We start from the raw sequence: 16,417 nt of genomic DNA on the forward strand, positions 1-16,417 counted from the left end.
CCACCTGCTGTCAACCGCGGAACCATGCGGTGCGTTTCACGCAGGCAACGCAGCCAGACCATCAGGCAGCGCCTCCATGCCCAACCCGGGCCGGACAGCCCGCCAAGCGGCTTGCCGGCCGCCCCGACGACGACCGAAGTGACCACCGAAGCCCGCCCAGATATCGATCCTCTCCGCAGCCTGCCAACCGACACCTGGCGCGCCGAGCTTGCCCCTCATCTTACCCCCGCAGAGAACGTTTTAGCGGGGCTTGAGGTTGACCTCGATGCACAACTTCATTTCCGTCGCAGCCTGCTGGTCCTGACCGACCAGCGCCTGCTGGCACGGCCGCACGGCCAGACGCAATGGCAGTCCTGGCCACTGAGCGCCACGCAGGACCTCAAGCACCACGACCATGCCGGTGTCGGCGCATTGGAACTCTACGATGCACAGGGCCGGCTGGCCGGCTGGCGCTATACGCTGGGCCAGAATCCCGCCGCCATCCGCCTGCTGGAACGCTTCGAAGCCGTAATCCTGACCCTGCGCACCGGCCAGGCGCCGCAGGAACACGAGGAAATCCGCTGTCCCAATTGCAAGGCCCCGCTGGAAAACGAAGACGACGACTGCCCGGCCTGCGACCGCGAACTGCATACCCCCCCGTCGACCTGGGTCCTGTTCCGGCTCTGGCGCTTTGCCCGCCCCTACCGCATCCAGCTGTTGACCGGCTTCCTGCTGATGCTGGGCGCCACCGCCGCCACCCTGGTCTCGCCCTACCTGACCAAGCCGCTGGTGGACGAAGTCCTGATCCCCTTCCAGCGCGGCGACCATATCGAGCCCACCACCGTTGCCTTCTATCTGGCCGGCATGCTGGGCGCCGCCCTGATCTCCTGGAGCCTGGGCTGGGCAAAGACCTATATCCTTGCCTTGGTTAGCGAACGCATCAGCGCCGATCTGCGCACCACGACCTATGAACACCTCCTGCAACTGTCGCTGGAATACTTCGGCGGCAAGCGCAGCGGCGACCTGATGTCGCGCATCGGCTCGGAATCGGACCGCATCAGCGTCTTCTTGTCGCTGCACGCGCTCGATTTCATCACCGATGTGCTGATGCTGGTCATGACGGCCATTATCCTGTTCAGCATCAACCCCTGGCTGGCCCTGGCCACCCTGCTGCCGCTGCCCTTCATTGCCTGGATGATCCATCTGGTACGCGACCGCCTGCGCACCGGCTTCGAGAAGATCGACCGGGTCTGGGGGGAAGTCACCAACGTCCTGGCCGACACCATCCCCGGCATCCGCGTGGTGAAGGCCTTCGCCCAGGAAAAGCGCGAAACCCGTCGCTTCCTCGACGCCAACAAGCACAACCTGGCCATCAATGATCGCCTCAACAAGGTCTGGTCGCTGTTCTCGCCCACCGTCTCGCTGCTGACCGATGTCGGCCTCCTTGTGGTATGGGGCTTCGGCATCTGGCTGATCGCCCATCAGGAAACCACGGTCGGTACGCTGACCGCCTTCCTGGCCTATATCGGCCGCTTCTACGGCCGGCTGGATTCCATGAGCCGCATCGTCTCGGTCACGCAGAAGGCCGCCGCCGGCGCCAAGCGCATTTTCGACATCCTCGACCATGTTTCCAACGTACCGGAACCCGCCAATCCGGTGCCGGTCCCGCAGGTCAGCGGCGAGATCAACCTCCGCGACGTCGGCTTCCGTTACGGCAACCGCGCCGTGATCCGCAACCTCAACCTCGACATCAAGCCCGGCGAGATGATCGGCCTGGTCGGCCACAGCGGCTCGGGCAAGAGCACCCTGGTCAACCTGATCTGCCGTTTCTACGATGTTGGTGAAGGCGCCATCAAGGTGGATGGCATCGATATCCGGCAGATGGCAGTCACTGACTTCCGCCGCCACATCGGTCTGGTCCTGCAGGAACCCTTCCTGTTCTTCGGCACGATTGCCGAGAACATCGCCTACGGCAAACCGGAAGCCAGCCGCGAGGAAATCATGGCCGCCGCCCGCGCCGCCCACGCCCATGAGTTCATCCTGCGCCTGCCGCAGGGCTACGACTCGCTGGTTGGCGAACGCGGCCAGGGCCTGTCCGGCGGCGAGCGGCAGCGCATCTCCATCGCCCGCGCCCTGCTGATCAACCCACGCATCCTGATCCTCGACGAGGCCACCGCCTCGGTCGATACCGAAACCGAGAAGGAAATCCAGAAGGCGCTGGACAACCTGGTGCAAGGCCGCACCACCATCGCCATCGCCCACCGTCTCTCAACGCTGCGGCTAGCCGACCGGCTGGTGGTCATGGATCGCGGCCAGATCGTCGAGGTCGGTGACCACGACACCCTGCTGGCCCAACAGGGCGCCTACTGGCGCCTACATGAGGCGCAGGCCCGCCACGCCGAAGCCGTGCTCGAAGACAGCGAAGAATAAGGAGACCGCGCCATGACCCAGCCCATATTCGATCTGGCCATCGACAGCTACGGCCACCTGGTCCTGACCACGCCCGACGGCACCCGTCACATCGACGTCACGCCTGTCCGCGCCTTCCCAATCGCCGCACCCGAGGACGGCCTGTCGCTGCTGGACCGCGACGGCCATGAACTGATCTGGATCAGCCGCCTGGACCAGTTGCCGGCCGCGCAGCGCACGCTGATCGAAGCGGCGCTGCAGCAGCGCGAGTTCATGCCGGAAATCCGTCAGCTCAAATCCGTTTCAACCTACGCCACGCCCAGCACCTGGACGGTCGACACCGACCGCGGCGAGACCCAGTTCATCCTGCGCGGTGAAGAAGACATCCGCCGCATCAAGGACGGCCTGCTGCTGATTGCCGACAGCCACGGCATCCAGTTCCTGATCCGCGATCTCTACTCGCTGGATCGTCATAGCAGGAAGTTGCTGGATCGGTTCCTTTGAACACGGAATGCGGGTGGAGCAGACTGAACGCTCGGTGCTTCACCCGGCATAGCCGGGTGCTGACCAGCAATCGATTCGGACGCGGGCTTTTCGCTTAATTCAATCCCTCCCCTCCGCCCCTGCCGCCGCAGGGGAACCTCGCTGACGCTCGTCAGCGGTAGCTATTACGTTCCGGTCATTTGCTCCACATGGCGCACTGATCGGCAGCGCGTCGTCCGTAGGGTGGAAAAGCCGAAGGCGCCTTCCACCAGGCACTGCCACCACATATAGCTACCATCGCCCACATTCTTCACGGCAAGCTCGATAAAACCACCTTGGCAACCACTTGCCATGCCCAACCTCGCTAAAGCGCGCCCTGTCCTCGTCGTTCCCCGCAAAACTACAAACCACTACGTTTCACCACGCAACACGCGCCAAAACCGCATTCAAAGCCCGCCACACCAGCTTCCTGCAGCGTTTCAGCGACACCTGGTTCAATACCACTGACCACCCCACCCGCAGACCATTTGTGTCTTTTGTGTGTCACCTCAGCCACATTTGCGCAAATCCGCGCCCATTCGTTGACATGACCCACGCAGTGGTATTGAATTGATCTTGTATTCAATTGGTATCAAACCAGTTCAACAAGGGCCGGCACAGACACGGCCTCCAGGGAGCAAGACCAGGATGTCCATTGATTATCTGATTGGCGTGGATGGCGGCGGCACCGGCACCCGGGTAGTCGTGGCTGATCGCGACGGTCGAGAACTCATGCGCACCCAGGGCGGTCCATCCGGCCTGGGGCTGGGCATCACCCCGGCCTGGCAGGCCATCCAGACGACGACCGGCAGCGCCTTCGCCGAGCTGGGCCTGACCTTCAGCCCCATCAACTGCGCCATCGGTCTCGGCCTGGCTGGCGTGCACAATGCCACTTGGGCGCAAGCCTTTCTGGACGCCGCCCCTGGCTTCGGCCGCATCGCCCTCGATACCGACGGTTTCACCACCCTGCTCGGTGCCCATGCCGGCCAACCCGGCGCCATCGTTGCGGTCGGCACCGGCACCATCGGCGAAGCCTGGTTCGGTGGTGCCGACAAGCGCACCGCCTCTGGCTGGGGCTTCCCGAGCGGCGATGAAGGCAGCGGCGCCTGGATCGGCATGAAGGCCGCCCAGGTTGCCCAGAAAGCCTTCGACGGCCGGGCCCCGCGCGGTGCGCTGGCCGATGCCGTCATTGCCCATTTCGGCCAGAGCGTGGATGCCGCCTTTACCTGGTTAGGACAGGCAACCCAGACCACTTACGCACAACTCACACCACTGGTAATACAAACCGCCGCGCAAGATACGGTGGCTGATACCATTCTGACCCAAGCAGGTGTGGAGATTGCCGCCATCGCTGATGCGCTCGATCCCCAGCACACCTTGCCTCTCGCGCTGTGCGGCGGTCTGGCCGAAGCCCTTCGGACCTGGCTGCCAGCGGCGCTACTCAACCGCGCGCGCCCCTCACTGGGCGATTCCGCCTCGGGCGCGCTGCATCTGATACGGGGTCGCTTACATGGATAAGGCACGCGAAAACGCGCTGCTCGCACTCAAGCCCGACGCAGACAGCAGCACACCGCTCTACCTGCAGGTCGCCAACAAGCTGTCCAACGCCATCTCCACCGGCCTGTGGCAAGCCGACGAGGCCCTGCCCAGCGAACGCGTGCTGTGTGACATGCTGGAAATCTCCCGCGTCACCGCCCGCAAGTCCATGGACATCCTGTTCGAGCAGGGCCTGATCGTCCGTCGGCAAGGCTCCGGCACCTATATCGCCCCGCGACTGGTGCAACCCCTGTCGCGCCTGACCAGCTTTTCGGAAGAAATCCGCAGCCGCGGCTTCGCTCCTGCCTCGCGCTGGCTCAGCCGCGAGATCGGCATTGCCAGCCAGGAAGAAGTTCTGCGGCTTGGACTCTCGCCGGCCGCCACGGTGGCCCGCCTCAAGCGCCTGCGGATGGCGGACGACACGGTGATGGCCGTCGAAACCTCGACCCTGCCCAGCCGTTATCTGTCCGACCCCGGCTCGGTGGCCGACTCGCTCTACGCCTACCTCGATGGCCACGGCACCCCGGTGACCCGCGCGCTGCAGCACATCAAGGCCGTCAACGCCACCGACGAGATCGCCCAGCTGGCCGGCATCCCCTCGGGCAGCGCCATGCTGATGATCACCCGGATCGGCTATCTCGATAGCGGCCTACCGGTGGAACTGACCTATTCCTACTGCCGCAACGACTACTACGACTTTGTCGCAGAGCTGCGCCGATAAGCGAACCGAACGCAATGCAGACCCTTACAGGCAATATCCTCACTCCTGATGGCTGGCAACACGGCTCACTGCAGTTCAATAGCCGCGTGACCGCCATCCTGGGCGACCCGCTCGATCCGGCCAGCAATGCCGACGATATCTTGTTGCCCGGCTTCATCGACCTGCATGTGCATGGCGGCGGCGGACGGGACGTGATGGAGGGTGGCGATGCACTCGACGTCATCACCCGCACGCACGCCCGGCACGGCACTACCAGCCTTCTGGCCACCACCATGACCGCGCCCAAGCGCGAGATCGAGCATGCCCTCGGCGGCGTGCAACGCGTGGTGGCACAGCGCACGGCCGGTGGCTCGCGGGTACTCGGCGTGCACCTGGAAGGCCCCTACATCAATCCCGGTAAGCTGGGCGCCCAGCCCAACTTCGCCCGTGACGGCGTACTGAACGAAATCTCTGGCTTCAACGAGCTAGCCCCGCTCAAGGTACTGACGCTGGCCCCGGAAGTGCAGGGCCATATGGAGCTGATCAGCGACCTGGTTTCCCGTGGCATCCGCGTCCAGCTCGGCCATACCCTGGGCAGCTATGAGGACGGCGTCGAGGCGCTCAAGCACGGTGCCACCAGCTTCACCCACCTGTTCAATGCCATGACCGGCCTGCACCACCGCGAACCCGGCATGGTCGGTGCCGCCCTGGCTCACGCCGAGTACGCCGAACTGATCCCCGATCTGCTGCACGTGCATCCAGGCGCAATCAAGACCGCCCTGCGTGCGATCCCCAAGCTCTATTGCGTGACCGACTCCACCGCAGCCGCCGGCATGCCGGACGGCAACTACAAGCTGGGCCGCCATACCGTGACCAAGTGCATGGGCGGTGTACGCCTGCCCGACGGCACCCTCGCCGGCTCCACCCTGACGCTGGACGAAGCTCTGCGCAACCTGGTGAGCCTGGGCCTGGACCTCGACGACGCCGCCCGCCGGCTTTCGACCTTCCAGGCCGAGATGCTGGGCCTGGTCGATCGAGGCCAGCTCAAGGTCGGCGCCTACGCCGACATCGTGGTGTTCGACCGCAACCTGAAATTGAAGGCCGTCTATGTCGAAGGCGAGCTGATTCCCGGAGAGCAGCAGTGACAACTTGCATGTGGAAAGAGATGCGCGAAGGCCCCGAGGCCATCGCCCGCCAGGCAGAAAAACAGGACGCACGCTATGCGGAACTCGGCGCACGCCTGCGCCACACCGACCCGCACGCGCTGGTGACCGTGGCCCGCGGGAGTTCGGACCACGCCTCGGCCTATCTGAGCTATCTGACCATGTTGCGCCTGGGTCGCCTGTCGCTGTCGCTGCCGATGTCGCTGGTCACCATGTACGACGCCCCGCTGGACGTCGCCGGCACGGTAGCGGTCGCCATCTCGCAATCGGGTCGCAGCCCGGACGTGGTCGAACCGATCCGCCGCTTCCGTGAAGGCCGCGCCCAGACCGTCGCGCTGGTGAACGACCCGGCCTCCCCGCTGGGCGAGGCAGCCGAATGGACCCTGCCGCTGGAAGCCGGCCCGGAATACGCCGTCGCCGCCACCAAGAGCTATATCGCCAGCCTCGGTGCCGGTGCCCGCCTGGTGGCCCACTGGGCCGACGACGCCACCCTGCTCAACGGCCTGGCCGCCCTGCCGGACGCCCTGGCCCTGGCGCAGGAAGCCGACTGGAGCCGTGGCGTGGAAGCACTCAAGGACGCCGATCGCATCATGGTCGTCGGCCGGGGGCTGACCCTGCCGGTCGCCATGGAGGCCGCGCTAAAGTGCAAGGAAACCGCTGCCATCCAGGCCGAGGCCTTCTCCGGCGCCGAGATCAAGCACGGCCCGATGGCCCTGATCGACGAAGGCTACCCCCTGCTGATCTTCGCCCCGCGTGGCGCAGCCCAGTCGGGCCTGATCAAGCTGGCCGAAGAAATGCGCGGTCGTGGCGCCAAGGTCCTGCTCGCCGCCCCGGCCGACATCGCCGAACGCGAACTGACCCTCCCGCTGGGCCCGGTACCCGAACTGGACCCGATCGCCGCGGTCGCGGCCTTCTACCCCATGATCGAAGCCCTGGCCCGCGCCCGCGGTTTCGACCCGGACCAACCACGACACCTCAACAAGGTCACGCTAACCCGTTGAGGCCGCAGCAAACAGGTAGCACCGCAGCAACGACCTTTGTCGCCCAACGAAAACGGCAAGGGTGAGTATCAAATTGACACCGGGCCTATGAGCCATGGTGCAGGAGTGGGTGGTGCGGCATGGCTCGCACCCGGCTGAAGACGAAGTACTACGGGGCTTACGAATCATGCAGTGGAGACACATTACGCAAGCGCTGATGCTGCTGGCCGGCCTTGCCCTGAGCGACAGGGCCATGGCTGACAAGCCGCGCCTCGAATTCTGGACGCAGAGCCTGGCGCCCAAGTTCGACCCATACTTCAAATCCCTGGTCGCTCGTTACAACGCAGCCAACCCCAATGTGGAAGTGGTCTGGATCGACTATCCCTGGAACGTTATCCGACCCAAGTTCACCGCCGCCATTGCCGCTGGCCGCCCACCCGCCCTCGCCAACATGGATGTGCCCTGGGCCTATGAATACCACCTCAACGGGCTGATTCAGCCGGTCGACAAGCTGGTCGATCGCAACCAGTACATGGCCGGCGCCGTGCAGGACGTCACCTTTGAAGGCAAGACCTGGGCGGTCCCGTTCTATAACGGCGCCAACGTCATCGCCTACAACACCCAGCTGTTCAAGCAGGCCGGGCTCGATCCCGAGAAACCGCCCACCTCGCTGGACGAACAGCTACGGCTGGCCGGCATCATCAAGGCCAAAACCGGCGTCGCCGGCTTCGCCCCCACCCTCGGCCCCACCAAGCTCGAGGGCCTGATGAGCCAGGAAGGGCTGGACGTGATCCGCAATGGTCGCGCCGTCTTCAACTCGCCCGCCCATATCGCCCTGGTCAACAAGCTGGCCCTGGCCTATCGCAGCGGCGCCCTGCTCAAGGACGGCCTGTTCGCCCAGGACAACTTCCAGTTGTCCATGGCTGCCTACAACAGCGGCCGGATGGCCATGCTGGTCACCGTCCCCGCAGCACTGGGGCGGGTCCGCGATGATGCACCCGAGGTCTACAAGGTCACCGGCGTGGCCCCGGTGCCGCTGAGCCCCAGCAAGATTGCCGCAGGCGGCTGGCAGTTCACCTATGTCGTGCCCAAGAACGTCGACCCCAAGCTCCTGCCCGAGATCGCCAAGCTGGCCCAGTACCTGACCAATGCCGAGAACCAGCTGGCCTTCGCCAAACTGGCCGGCACGCTGCCGACCAACCGCGTCACCGCAGCCCACCCCTACTTCCATGCCGTACCTGCCAATGCAGGGGCGGCCGAAAAGGGCGTGATCGCTGCCGTCCAGAACCTGGAATACGTCCGCACCATCTACCTGTCCGGCGTTAAGGATTCCGAGCTGTTGTCGACCAAGCTCTCCTCCGCGGTCGAGCAGGCGGTCACCGGCCGCAAGGACACCAAGCAGGCCCTGGATGAGGCCGTTGCCTTCTGGAACAAGAAACTGGGCGGATAAGCCCCGCTGCAACAGCAACAAGATGACCGGTGCACCCAGCACCACCGCCTCAACCGAACCAGTGAGATAGACGTGGCCCACGCCCGCAGCAGCACACTGACCGCCTACCTGTTCCTGGCACCCGCCCTCGCGCTGCTGCTGGTGTTCTCGTTCTGGCCGGTCGGCTTTGGCTCCTATATCGCCTTTACCAAGTACAACCTGATCGATGCCCCGCAATGGATAGGCCTCGAGAACTTCCGCGACCTGTTCAGCGAAGAGCTGTTCCTGGTCTCCCTGAAGAACTCCGCCCTCTATTTGCTGGTGGTGCCCGTCATCCAGGTACTGGCCATCGTGCTGGCCGTGCTGGTCAACAACCAGTTGCCCGGCATCAAGTTTTTCCGTGCCGCCTACTACGTGCCCGTGGTCACCGCCGTCTCCGTGGTCGGCATCATCTGGAACTTCATGTACAGCGCCGACGGTGGCGCCCTGACCGTCGCGCTCAACCACACGCTGCAGTTCCTGCACCTGATCGACCAGCCCATCGGTATCCTGACCGACGATCGCATCGCCCTGTTCGCCGTGATGTTCGTCACCGTCTGGCGCGGCCTCGGCTGGTACATGGTGCTCTACCTCGCCGGCCTGCAGTCCATCCCGGCCGACGTCTACGAAGCCGCCCTGCTGGATGGCGCCAACGCCTGGCAGCGCTTCTGGCGCATCACCGTGCCGCTGTTGTCGCCCACCATCCTGCTGTGCTCGCTGATGTCCATGCTGGCGGCGGTCAAGGCCTTCGAGGAAGTCCAGATCATGACCGACGGCGGCCCTTCGCAGTCGACCTATACCGTGCTGTTCTATGCCTACAAGTTCGGCATCCAGGAACTCAAGTTCGGCCGCGCACTGGCCGCCAGCCTCGTCATGTCGGCGGTCTGCATCGCCCTCGCCTGGCTCAACTTCCGCTACCTGCAGCCCAAGAACCGATAAGCCATGAGCAAAGCCCACACCATGTCGCTGCCGACACCCCCAAAGCCCGAGCAGGCAATCGCCACCAGGGCGATCTGGCGCCGCCTGAGCCGCCACCTGCCGCACTATGTGCTGCTGTCGCTGCTCGCCGTCATCACGGTCTATCCATTCTGGTGGACCCTGGTCACCGCCCTGTCCACCAGCGGCGACATCTACAGCTTTCCGCCACCGCTGTGGCCGCAGGACCCTAGCCTGGTCAACTTCATCGAGGTGTTCAACACCATCAAGCTGCTGACCTTCTACAAGACCTCGGTCCTGATCGCCGCCTCGACCGTGGTCGGCACGCTGGTGATCTGCAGCCTGGCCGCCTACCCGCTGGCACGCATGGAATTCGCCGGCAAGCGCATCGTGTTCGGCGCCATCATCGCCACCATGATCCTGCCGGCCGAGATCAACTTCCTGGTCAACTTCATCACCATCGCCAAGTTCAACCTGGTCGACACCATTGCCGGCGTGGTCCTGCCCAATCTCGCCGGTGCCGTCGGCATCTTCCTGATGAAGCAGGCCTTCGAGGCCGTTCCCGGCGACCTGATCGACGCCGCCCGCATTGATGGCGCCAATGAATGGCAGATCTACTGGAAGATCATGCTGCCACTGGCCAAGCCCGCCCTCGGCGCGCTCACCATCCTGACCATGGTCAGCGCCTGGAATCAGTACATCTGGCCTTCCGTGGTCATGACCAGCCCGGACAATTTCCCGCTGAGCGTTGGCGTGCAGTACCTCTCCAGCGCATTCAGTTCCAAGACCCGCGTGGTGGCAGCCGGTGCCGTACTGACCATCCTGCCCATGCTGATCGTATTCGTGTTCACGCAGCGTTTCTTCCTGCGTGGCTTTGACGGTGCCGTGAAGTAAATGACCATGAACCAGAACCTCCCCAAACTGGCCGGCCGGGCCCTGATGGTAGACGTCCCCGGCGACGAGCTGACGGCTGATGACGCCGCCTTCCTGCGCGACCAGCAGGTACGTGCCATCTGCCTGTTCCGCCGCAATGTGAGCAGCGCTGAACGGACCCGCAAGCTGGTCGCCGACCTGAAGGCCGTGATCGGCGACGACGCCGTGATCGGCATCGACCAGGAAGGTGGCGCCGTCATGCGCACCCTGTTCATGCCGGCCGCCCCGAGCGCCATGGCCCTGGGCGCCGTCGGCGACGAGACCCTGGCCTACCGCGTTGGTGCCGCCATCGCCCGCGGCCTGGCCTCGCTGGGCATCAATTGGAACTACGCACCGGTCCTTGACCTCAACAACAACCCACGTAATCCGGTGATCGGCGAGCGCAGCTTCGGTGCCGATCCCGAGCGCGCCGCCCGCCTGGCCGGCGCCTGGATGGCCGGCCACCTGAGCGAAGGCGTCGCCACCTGCGTCAAGCATTTCCCCGGTCACGGCGACACGCATACCGACTCGCACCTGGCCTTGCCCATCGTTGACAAGAGCCGTGCCGCCATCGAGCAGTACGAGCTGTCGCCCTTCCATGCACTGATCAAGCAGACGCCCGGCCTGATGAGCGCCCACATTGTCTTCCCGGCTTTCGACGACGAGCTGCCGGCCACCCTGTCGCCGGCCATCCTGCAGGACCTGCTGCGCGATGAATGGGGCTACGAAGGCGTGACCATTACCGACGGCATGAACATGAAGGCCATCCGCGAGCGCTGGGGCCAGGCCCAGGGCACCGTGCTGGCCCTGCGTGCCGGCGCCGACCTGTCCCTGGTCCTGCAATTTGGCGACGAGATGACCGCATCGCGCACCGCCCTGATTGCCGCCGTCAAGGCGGGTGAACTGTCCGAAGCCAGACTGGCCGAGGCAGATGCCCGCGTCAGCGCCATGGCCCGCCGCTACCCGGCAGTACAGCGCGACTACAACGCCGAACAGGAAGCCGCCGACCGACAACTGTTTGCCGAGGCTTGGCGCCGCGCGCTGACCCTGGTTGGCGAGGCCCGTCGCCCGGCACTGGGTAGCAAGGTCCGGCTGGTACTGCAAGCCGACGCTCCCTCCGACGGCGTGTCGGAAGCCGGCCTCTCGGCCAGCACCCTGATCGCCAAGCTGGCACCGCTCTATCAGCTCGACGTCGTGAGCTACGCCCAGCGCAGCGAGCTGCGCTGGCAGGACCTGCCGCGCGATGGCGCCTTCACCATCGTCGCCGCCACTACCCGCGAACGCTATGCCGAAACGGAGCGCCGGAACTGGCGGCCGGACCTGCACCTCGCGCTCTGGAACCCCTACGCAGCGGCCGACTTGCCCTGCCCGGCGCTGGTGAGCTACGGCTTTGCCGAGCCGGCGCTGGACGCGGTAGTGAGCTGGCTGAAAAACGAACTGGAAGCACACGGCCAATTGCCGGCACCACTGGAGAGTACGAACTAGGCAGGAAATATCCGTCGGGCTGACGCCCTTTCCCGCTAGCTGCATAAGGACAGCCGCCTTGCTGATGCAAGGCGGTATAGGACGGTTTTTGCCTGAAATCAGCGCAAAACCACCCCGCAGACCCAGATCGGGTCGCGAAAAACGAAGGAACACCGGCCATGGCCGAACTGAAACTGCGTAACCTGCAAAAGACCTACGACAACGGCCCTACCGTCATCCACGGTATCGATCTCGATATCCGCGACGGTGAATTCATGGTCTTCGTCGGCCCCTCGGGCTGCGGCAAGACCACGACCCTGCGCATGATCGCCGGCCTCGAAGACATCAGCGGCGGCGAACTCAGCATCGGCAAGCGCCAGGTCAACGACGTTCCCGCCGCCAAGCGCGGTGTGGCAATGGTGTTCCAGAGCTACGCCCTGTACCCGCACATGACCGTGCGCGAAAACATGGGCTTTGGCCTCAAGCTCGCCAAGAAACCCAAGGACGAGATCGACGATGCCGTCGGCCACGCCGCCGACATCCTGCAGATCACGCACCTGCTTGATCGCAAGCCCAAAGCCCTGTCGGGTGGCCAACGCCAACGGGTGGCCATCGGCCGCGCCATCGTGCGCAAGCCCGATGTCTTCCTGTTCGATGAGCCCCTGTCCAACCTGGATGCCTCGCTGCGCGTACAGATGCGCATCGAGCTGGCCAAGCTGCACAAGGACCTCGCTACCACCATGGTCTACGTCACCCACGATCAGGTCGAAGCCATGACCCTGGGCGATCGCATCGCCGTGTTCAACGGCGGCCGCATCGAGCAGGTTGGCACACCGCTGGAGCTGTACCAGCAGCCGGTCAACCAGTTTGTTGCCGGCTTCCTGGGCTCGCCCAAGATGAACTTCCTGCCCGCCCGGCTGGCCGCAAGCGGCGCCGAAGGCAGTCAGCTCGACCTGGTCGGTAATACCGGTATTAGTGTACCGCAAAAATGCAGTCTGGCCGCGGGTAGCGCACTCACGCTGGGCATCCGGCCCGAGCACATCGGCTGGCAACCCCAGGCCGGTACCAACACCATCCCGGCCAGCATCGACCTGATCGAACACCTCGGTGGCGAGCAGATCGTCTATGCCCGCGCCGAGGGCGTGGACAGCCAGATCGCTTTCTCCCTACCCAGTAAGGATGTGGCGCCACAGCGCGGCGACCGTGTCTTCCTCAAACCCGAATTCGAAGCCTGCCATCTGTTCGATGCAGCAGGCCAAACCCTGGCCGGGCGGGCCGTTGGCGCCTGAGCTGATTTAAAGCCGGTCTGGCAGCAGTAACCGCAAGGCTGGCTGCTTTGTTCAAGCAGCAATGTTGTACCTATCTAAACCACAGGAGAGCGGCATGTTTAACAAAAGGGTATTTGCAAAGCAGCACCAACCAAGGCCCGTCGCACTGGCGGTCGCCTTTGCCATGATGGGCATGGCAGCACCGGTATTTGCGGAAGATGCCGCACCGGCCAAGGAAGACGCAGTCGTCATCACCGGCATTCGCGCCTCCCTCAAGCAGTCGTTAACGCAAAAGCGCAATGCCGACTCCATCGTCGAGGTGATCACTGCCGAAGACGTGGGCAAAATGCCGGACAAGAATGTCGCCGACTCGCTGCAACGTGTTGCCGGCGTCAGCGTCGCTGCAGCCGGTGCGGGTGAAGGCAGCTTCGGCGAAAACGACCGGGTCGCCCTGCGCGGCACCCCGTTCGCACTGACCCTGACCTCGCTGAACGGTCACTCGGTCTCCAGTGGTGACTGGTTTGCCGACAACATCGTTGGCGGTGGTCGCAGCGTCAGCTTCTCGTTGTTCCCGTCGGAACTGATCGGCCAAGTTCTGGTGCACAAGGGCGCTCAGGCTGACCTGCTCGAAGGCGGCGCCATGGGCGTGGTCGACATCCAGACCCGCAAGCCGCTGGACTTCAAGAAGCAGCTCAACGGCCAGGTCAGTATCGGTGGTGTCTACTCGGAGAACTCCAAGAAGACCGACCCCCAAGTCAACGGCCTGTTTGCCTGGAAGAACGACCAGAGCACCGTCGGCGTTCTGCTGCAGGGCTTCCATGAAAAGCGCACCCTGAGCCGTGTTGGTCAGGAAAACCAGATCTGGTATGACAAGGTCGATGCCGGCACCCCGATTGCGAATGCCGTGCCCGGCTCAGTTGGGGCCGTAACCAGCTACCTGGGTGGCACCGCCTGGTTCGAACAGGTCCGTACCCGCAAGGGCGGCCTGATCGACGTACAGTTCAAGCCTTCCAGCGACGTGTCCTTCGATGTCACCGGCTTCTACTCGCATCTCGATGCGCCCAACATCAACCACAACTTCATGCAGTCGCTGGGCCGCATGCTGGCACCCAGCTGGGCGGCACCCGCCAACTACCCGGCAGGCAACATTACCGGCACCGTCAGCAACGGCATCGTCACTTCGCTCAATGCAGGCCTGCCTGCTAATTGCGGTGCGCCATGTGCCGGCCTCTCCAGCGCCGTGCAGGAGGAGTTCTCCCGCCCGATCGCCGAGAGCAAGTCGCAGTTCCTGAACGTCGACGGCAAGTTCCGCGTCAACGACAAGCTGACTGTCAGCGGCAAGCTCGGTACCACCAAGGGTGTCGGTAATACCGTGTCCGGCGCCTTGGGTGTCTGGATGCCTTGGGTCGGTGGCAGCTATCAGATTCACGGCGTAGACCAGGCCGTAACCTACAACATCCCGGGCGCCGACAAGTTCTCCATCGGTGGTATGCAGGCCACGCCGTATACCTACGGCTCGCATGTCACCGCAACGGACACCGAAGACTACGGCCAGGCCGATGGCGTGTACAAGCTTGACTTGGGCACCATTCAGCGCGTGAAGTTCGGTGCCCGCGTGGCCCGCCACAAGCGTGAATTGACCAGCATCGGCATCAATGCCGGCGCCGGTCTCGACAACGTCGCGAACCTGCCGATGTCTGGCCTGACCGCTTTTCCGAGCTCGTTCAACGACCTGGGTGCCAACGGCGCCGGCTACTGGACCTTCTCGCAGGATGCCGTCAACAGCTGGCTGTCGAAGTACGCCTACTACAGCGGTAACCTGCGTCAGTCCGAATTCTCCATCAAGGAACCGACCGAGTCAGCCTACGCGATGGCCGAGTTCGGCGGTGAGGCCTTCTCGGGCAACTTCGGCGTCCGCCTTGTACACACCAAGGAAGACGTGACCCGCTACGAAATCGGCAAGTCAGGTGGATATGAGCCGCGCAACTACATCAACAACTATGTGGATGTACTGCCAAGCGCCAACTTCAAGTTGGATCTAAGCAAAGATGTGGACCTGCGTTTCGCGCTGAGCCGCACCATGGCACGCCCGGAGCTAGGCCAGATGGCTGGCGTCGATTTGCGTGACGTACAGCTGACCGGTACCGCTGGTAACCCCAACCTCAAGCCCATCCGTTCCAACAACGCGGAAGTTACGACCGAGTGGTATTTCGGTGGCGACAACAAGTCGCTGTTGGCCGCCAGCCTGTTCTACTCCTCGCTGGATGGCTACGTGACCTACGGTCAGGGCACGGCTACCTTCTACAACCAGCTGCAGTTCAAGAACACCACCTATCAGGTCAGCACCCCGGTCAATACCACGGCCGAGGTCAAGGGTCTCGAACTGGCTTACCAGCAGGCACTGTGGGGCGGCTTTGGTGTGAATGCCAACTACACACACACCATCGGCAAGGAAACCGGCAAGGCGCCAGGCTCCGCTTGCGGCGCTGTCAGTAACCCGGATTGCACCCTGATCGGTACTTCCAAGAACGCCTACAACCTGGGTGCTTTCTATGAAGACGACAAGTTCAGCGCCCGCGTTACCTACAGCTGGCGTTCGGGCTTCCTGAACGGTACGAGCCGCAACAACTCGGCCTTCCAGGACGACATCGGCACGGTTGCCCTGTCGCTGGGTTACCAAATCAGCCCGAACCTGAGCGTGACGCTGGATGGCAAGGACATTAACAACCCGATGGTGCGTTCGATTATCCACACCCCGGGTGCTGCTGATCTGCCAGGCTCGCTGTACAAAAACGGTGCCCAGTACTACCTGACCCTGCACGCCAAGTACTAAGCAACGCGCTGCGAAAGGGGGAGCGGCCAGGCTCCCCCTGTTATCCCCTGCCAGCCGGTACGACAGCCTGAGGGGGCTGTCGCCACCGGCGACCAGGCCAAGAATTCACGACTTCATCTTCCTTGGTTCACTCCTCTCTGGCGCGCGCCCGTCCGGTCTCCCCCGGCGGCCGCGCTTCTTTTTTGCTTGCAGGCCCACCCAGACAAAAAGGCCTGCTCCCAAAGGAAGCAGGCCTCGTCGTAGCAGG

At 63.9% G+C, this 16,417-nt stretch carries 12 protein-coding genes; all 12 read left to right on the forward strand.

All coding sequences use genetic code 11. The features are described 5' to 3' along the window. Positions 1–24 precede the first annotated feature (24 nt). A complete protein-coding gene (locus tag ACYVHK_RS24380) occupies positions 25–2,409 on the forward strand; it encodes a cyanophycin metabolism-associated ABC transporter (protein ID WP_460537625.1) in 2,385 nt (794 codons plus the stop codon). Positions 2,410–2,421: 12 nt separating this feature from the next. Further along, complete coding sequence (locus tag ACYVHK_RS24385) at positions 2,422–2,892, forward strand: DUF1854 domain-containing protein (RefSeq protein ID WP_460537627.1); 471 nt, start codon at positions 2,422–2,424, stop codon at positions 2,890–2,892. A 666-nt stretch (positions 2,893–3,558) separates the two neighbouring features. After that, on the forward strand, positions 3,559–4,428 hold the full coding sequence (locus ACYVHK_RS24390) for a glucosamine kinase nucleotide-binding domain-containing protein (protein ID WP_460537629.1): 870 nt from the start codon (positions 3,559–3,561) through the stop codon (positions 4,426–4,428). After that, positions 4,421–5,167 (forward strand): GntR family transcriptional regulator, encoded by a 747-nt coding sequence (locus ACYVHK_RS24395; RefSeq protein WP_460537631.1) that lies wholly within the window; start codon positions 4,421–4,423, stop codon positions 5,165–5,167. Before ACYVHK_RS24390 ends, ACYVHK_RS24395 begins: the two co-directional genes overlap by 8 nt. Before the next feature lie 14 nt (positions 5,168–5,181). Further along, entirely contained in the window at positions 5,182–6,291 is a 1,110-nt protein-coding gene (nagA, locus tag ACYVHK_RS24400; RefSeq protein WP_460537633.1) for an N-acetylglucosamine-6-phosphate deacetylase, read from the forward strand. A gap of 20 nt (positions 6,292–6,311) precedes the next feature. Further along, the gene (locus ACYVHK_RS24405; RefSeq protein ID WP_460537635.1) at positions 6,312–7,310 is read left to right on the forward strand and encodes an SIS domain-containing protein; all 999 of its coding nucleotides are present in this window, start codon (positions 6,312–6,314) and stop codon (positions 7,308–7,310) included. Positions 7,311–7,476: 166 nt separating this feature from the next. Continuing rightward, positions 7,477–8,739 (forward strand): extracellular solute-binding protein, encoded by a 1,263-nt coding sequence (locus ACYVHK_RS24410; protein ID WP_460537637.1) that lies wholly within the window; start codon positions 7,477–7,479, stop codon positions 8,737–8,739. Between the two features lie 72 nt (positions 8,740–8,811). Then, positions 8,812–9,696: a carbohydrate ABC transporter permease gene (locus ACYVHK_RS24415; RefSeq protein ID WP_460537639.1), complete on the forward strand. Its 885-nt coding sequence runs from the start codon at positions 8,812–8,814 to the stop codon at positions 9,694–9,696. A gap of 3 nt (positions 9,697–9,699) precedes the next feature. Further along, positions 9,700–10,587 carry a carbohydrate ABC transporter permease gene (locus tag ACYVHK_RS24420; RefSeq protein ID WP_460537641.1) on the forward strand — a complete coding sequence of 296 codons (888 nt, stop codon included), beginning with the start codon at positions 9,700–9,702 and terminating at the stop codon, positions 10,585–10,587. 6 nt (positions 10,588–10,593) lie between these two features. Continuing rightward, a complete protein-coding gene (gene nagZ / locus ACYVHK_RS24425) occupies positions 10,594–12,090 on the forward strand; it encodes a beta-N-acetylhexosaminidase (RefSeq protein WP_460537643.1) in 1,497 nt (498 codons plus the stop codon). A gap of 158 nt (positions 12,091–12,248) precedes the next feature. After that, complete coding sequence (locus tag ACYVHK_RS24430) at positions 12,249–13,358, forward strand: ABC transporter ATP-binding protein (RefSeq protein WP_460537645.1); 1,110 nt, start codon at positions 12,249–12,251, stop codon at positions 13,356–13,358. 94 nt (positions 13,359–13,452) lie between these two features. Further along, on the forward strand, positions 13,453–16,170 hold the full coding sequence (locus ACYVHK_RS24435) for a TonB-dependent receptor (RefSeq protein WP_460537647.1): 2,718 nt from the start codon (positions 13,453–13,455) through the stop codon (positions 16,168–16,170). Positions 16,171–16,417: the final 247 nt, after the last annotated feature.

The sequence above is a fragment of the Chitinimonas naiadis genome (genome assembly GCF_054780835.1).

What these genes read in the sequence shown, in the direction of transcription:
- ACYVHK_RS24380 (WP_460537625.1), top strand. Translation starts at nt 25, where the DNA reads ATGCGGTGCGTTTCACGCAGGCAACGCAGCCAGACCATCAGGCAGCGC.
- ACYVHK_RS24385 (WP_460537627.1), top strand. Translation starts at nt 2,422, where the DNA reads ATGACCCAGCCCATATTCGATCTGGCCATCGACAGCTACGGCCACCTG.
- ACYVHK_RS24390 (WP_460537629.1), top strand. Translation starts at nt 3,559, where the DNA reads ATGTCCATTGATTATCTGATTGGCGTGGATGGCGGCGGCACCGGCACC.
- ACYVHK_RS24395 (WP_460537631.1), top strand. Translation starts at nt 4,421, where the DNA reads ATGGATAAGGCACGCGAAAACGCGCTGCTCGCACTCAAGCCCGACGCA.
- nagA (WP_460537633.1), top strand. Translation starts at nt 5,182, where the DNA reads ATGCAGACCCTTACAGGCAATATCCTCACTCCTGATGGCTGGCAACAC.
- ACYVHK_RS24405 (WP_460537635.1), top strand. Translation starts at nt 6,312, where the DNA reads ATGCGCGAAGGCCCCGAGGCCATCGCCCGCCAGGCAGAAAAACAGGAC.
- ACYVHK_RS24410 (WP_460537637.1), top strand. Translation starts at nt 7,477, where the DNA reads ATGCAGTGGAGACACATTACGCAAGCGCTGATGCTGCTGGCCGGCCTT.
- ACYVHK_RS24420 (WP_460537641.1), top strand. Translation starts at nt 9,700, where the DNA reads ATGAGCAAAGCCCACACCATGTCGCTGCCGACACCCCCAAAGCCCGAG.
- nagZ (WP_460537643.1), top strand. Translation starts at nt 10,594, where the DNA reads ATGAACCAGAACCTCCCCAAACTGGCCGGCCGGGCCCTGATGGTAGAC.
- ACYVHK_RS24430 (WP_460537645.1), top strand. Translation starts at nt 12,249, where the DNA reads ATGGCCGAACTGAAACTGCGTAACCTGCAAAAGACCTACGACAACGGC.
- ACYVHK_RS24435 (WP_460537647.1), top strand. Translation starts at nt 13,453, where the DNA reads ATGTTTAACAAAAGGGTATTTGCAAAGCAGCACCAACCAAGGCCCGTC.